Origin of the sequence: uncultured Nocardioides sp. (genome assembly GCF_902805925.1) — a bacterium.
GTDB lineage: Bacteria > Actinomycetota > Actinomycetes > Propionibacteriales > Nocardioidaceae > Nocardioides.
Genome location: NZ_CADCUP010000018.1, coordinates 1 through 3065 on the forward strand (window position 1 = coordinate 1; position 3065 = coordinate 3065).

A 3065-nucleotide genomic window follows, 5' to 3' on the forward strand; every position below is an offset into this window, starting at 1 on the left:
TGGTCGACCCGACGCTGGACCCCGAGGTCAAGAAGGACTCGGTGATGGGCGTCGTCCGGGCGCACTTCAAGCCGGAGTTCCTCAACCGCCTCGACGAGGTCGTGCTGTTCGACGCGCTCGGCCGCGACGAGCTGACCCACATCGTGGACCTGCAGCTGGTGCTGCTGGAGAAGCGGCTGGCGGTCCGCCGGATCGCCATCTCGGTGTCCGAGGAGGCGCGGGCCTGGCTCGCCGAGACCGGCTACGACCCGGCGTACGGCGCCCGCCCGCTGCGCCGGCTGGTCCAGAGCGCGATCGGCGACCCGCTGGCCCGGATGCTCATCGGGGGCGAGGTCACCGACGGTGGCTCGGTGAGCGTCGACGTCGGCGCCGACGGGCTCGTGCTGAAGGCGGAGGGGTGAGCGGCGCGGCGAGGGTCCGCGGCCCGGTGCAGACGCGGACCGCGATGGCGCACCCGGTGCTCGACGACGTCGCGGCGCTCCTCCGCGACTGCTCGCTGGTCACGCGGGTCGACTGACGCCGGCCCGGGGGTGCAGCGCCGGTGCGGCGGACCTTGTCGGTGAATGGTGGAATGGTGGCGTGAGCGACTCCGGCAAGACCCTCCCGCGACCCCGTCAGGTGACGTGGGCAGCGTGGATGATCATGCTCGGATCGGCCTTCGTCGTCGTCACCGGCTACGAGGCGGTCGCCGGCCTGCGCACGCTGGACTCCCGCACCGCCGTCGAGGACTTCCTCGCCGAGCCGCCCGGCAGCGGCCTGGGCCTCTCGGTCGAGGACGTGCTGACGGTCATGCACGTCAGTGCCTTGGTCGCCGCCGTCTGTGCCACCGCGGCCGCCGTGCTCGGGTTCTACGTCCTGCAGCGCCACCGTGGTGCCCGGGTGGTGCTCGCGGTGCTCGCGGTGCCGCTGTTCCTCACCGGGATCGTCGCGGGCGGGTTCATGTCCTCCCTGGTGGCGGTGGCCGCCCTGGTGCTGTGGCTGCAGCCGGCCCGCGACTGGTTCGACGGCAAGGCCGCGCCGCCCCAGCCCGAGCGTGACGACGCCCGGCGCTCCGCGGTGTGGCCCCCGCCGGTGGCCGAGCAGCCCCCGGTGCCGCCCACCGGCGGGCCCAGGCCGTTCCAGGCCTTCGGCCAGGGGGCGACCACGATGGCCGTCCCGGCCGGAGCGCCGGCCCCGGTGCGGGCCCCGGCACGGCGGCCCGGCACCGTGGTGGTGGCGGCGATCGTCACGTGGGTGGTCGCGGGCTTCGCGCTCGTGTCGTCGCTCGCGGCCATCGCCGTGGTGGCGTCCTCGCCCGACCTGGTGCTCGACGAGGTGGCCCGGCAGAACCCCGAGCTCGCCGACCAGGGGGTCACCGAGTCCGCGCTGGTCGCCGCCACGTACGTCATGGGAGGGCTGGTCGCCCTGTGGGCCGGGCTCGCCTGCGTGTGCGCAGCGGTGATGCTGCATCGCAACACCCCGGCCGCGCGGGCCCTCACGGTCTCGTCGGTGGCCACGGCGGTCTTCTGCCTCGTCGGCAGCCTGGCCTCCGGGGCGCTCGCGGTGCCTGCTCTGGCGGCCGTCGTCGTGGTGGCCCTGATGCGCCGGCCCGAGGTGCGCGCGTGGTTCGCCTCGCGCTGACCCGCTGCCGGCTCAGGCGGTGAGGTCGGCGCCCGCGAGGCGCCGGAGCCCCTCGGCGATGACGTCCTCCTCCTTGCAGAACGCCCAGCGCACCAGCTGCCGACCCGCCTCGGCGTCGTCGTGGAAGCCCTGGGTCGGGACCGCCACGACCCCGGCCCGCTCGGGCAGCGACCGGCAGAAGGCGAGGCCGTCGGTCCAGCCGAGGTGCGAGATGTCGGTAGTGGCGAAGTAGGTGCCCTCCGGCACCCGGGGCGTGAGGCCGGCCCCGGCGAGGCCGGCGCAGAGCAGGTCGCGCCGGCGCTCGAGCGAGCGGGCGAGCCGGGCGGGGAAGTCGGGCTCCTCCTCGAGCGCCACCGCGACCGCCGGCTGCAGCGGCGAGCCGGAGGTGAAGGTGAGCCACTGCTTGGCGGCCAGGACCGCGCCCACGAGATCGGCGGGGCCGGTGGCCCAGCCCACCTTCCAGCCCGTGAACGAGTAGCTCTTGCCGGCACTCGACAGGGTGAGCGTGCGCTCCCACATCCCCGGCAGCGTGGCGATCGGCACGTGGGAGCGGCCCTCGAAGACCAGGTGCTCGTAGACCTCGTCGGTGATGACGACCAGGTCGTGCTCGATCGCCACGTCGGCCACGGCCCGCAGCTCCTCGGGGGTCAGCACGGTGCCGGTCGGGTTGTGCGGGCTGTTGAGCAGCACGAACCGGGTGCGCGGACCCACGGCCGCGCGCAGGGCGTCGGCGTCGAGGCGGAAGTCGGGGGCGCGCAGCGTCACGGGCCGGCGTACCCCTCCGGCCATCTCGATGGTCGCCACGTAGGAGTCGTAGTAGGGCTCGAGCACGACGACCTCGTCGCCCGGCTCGACCAGCCCCAGCATGGCCGCGGCGACGGCCTCGGTGCAGCCGGTCGTGACCACCACCTCGGTGTCGGGGTCGACCTCCAGGCCGTAGTGCCGGCGCTGGTGCGCGGCGACCGCCCGACGCAGCGCGGGCACGCCGGGCCCGGGGGCGTACTGGTTGCTGCCGCCCTGCAGCGCCTCCACGGCGGCGGCGATGACCGCGGGCGGACCGTCGACGTCGGGGAAGCCCTGGCCGAGGTTGACCGCGCCGGTGCGCAGGGCCAGCGCCGACATCTCGGAGAAGATCGTGGGCGGCACGTCGCGGAGCCGGCGGGCGACGGGCGTTCTTCTCGACATGCGGCGACCCTAACGACCCGCTGCCTACACTGCGCCGCATGACTTCCCAGCCGGCGGTGGCCTCGCGGCGCCGTGGTCGGGTCGTCACCGTCGTCGGCCTGCTCATGTCGTCGCGGGCGCCGGCATGCTCCCCTGGGTCGGCTGGCAGATGTACGGCACCACCTGGGTGTCGGCGCGCAAGCACACCGAGCTCGTCGAGCGGGTCGAGAGGACCTGGCGGGACGGCGAGGACTCCGTGGCGGCCCCGGAGGCCGGGTCGA

2 protein-coding genes and 1 pseudogene are annotated in these 3065 nt (G+C 74.8%); 2 read left to right on the forward strand and 1 reads right to left on the reverse strand.

The window, feature by feature from the left end; genetic code table 11:
* A pseudogene (locus QZX64_RS01070) lies at nucleotides 1-401 on the forward strand (ATP-dependent chaperone ClpB); the annotation flags it as partial.
* Nucleotides 402-579: 178 nt separating this feature from the next.
* Entirely contained in the window at nucleotides 580-1620 is a 1041-nt protein-coding gene (locus QZX64_RS01075) for a hypothetical protein (RefSeq protein ID WP_295656245.1), read from the forward strand.
* 12 nt (nucleotides 1621-1632) lie between these two features.
* Here the strand turns inward: QZX64_RS01075 and QZX64_RS01080 are convergent, their stop codons facing one another.
* Nucleotides 1633-2805 carry a pyridoxal phosphate-dependent aminotransferase gene (locus QZX64_RS01080; RefSeq protein WP_295656246.1) on the reverse strand — a complete coding sequence of 391 codons (1173 nt, stop codon included), beginning with the start codon at nucleotides 2803-2805 and terminating at the stop codon, nucleotides 1633-1635.
* Nucleotides 2806-3065: the final 260 nt, after the last annotated feature.

Excerpts from the sequence above, each read along its gene's own strand:
- QZX64_RS01080 (WP_295656246.1), bottom strand. The coding sequence starts at position 2,805 with ATGTCGAGAAGAACGCCCGTCGCCCGCCGGCTCCGCGACGTGCCGCCC.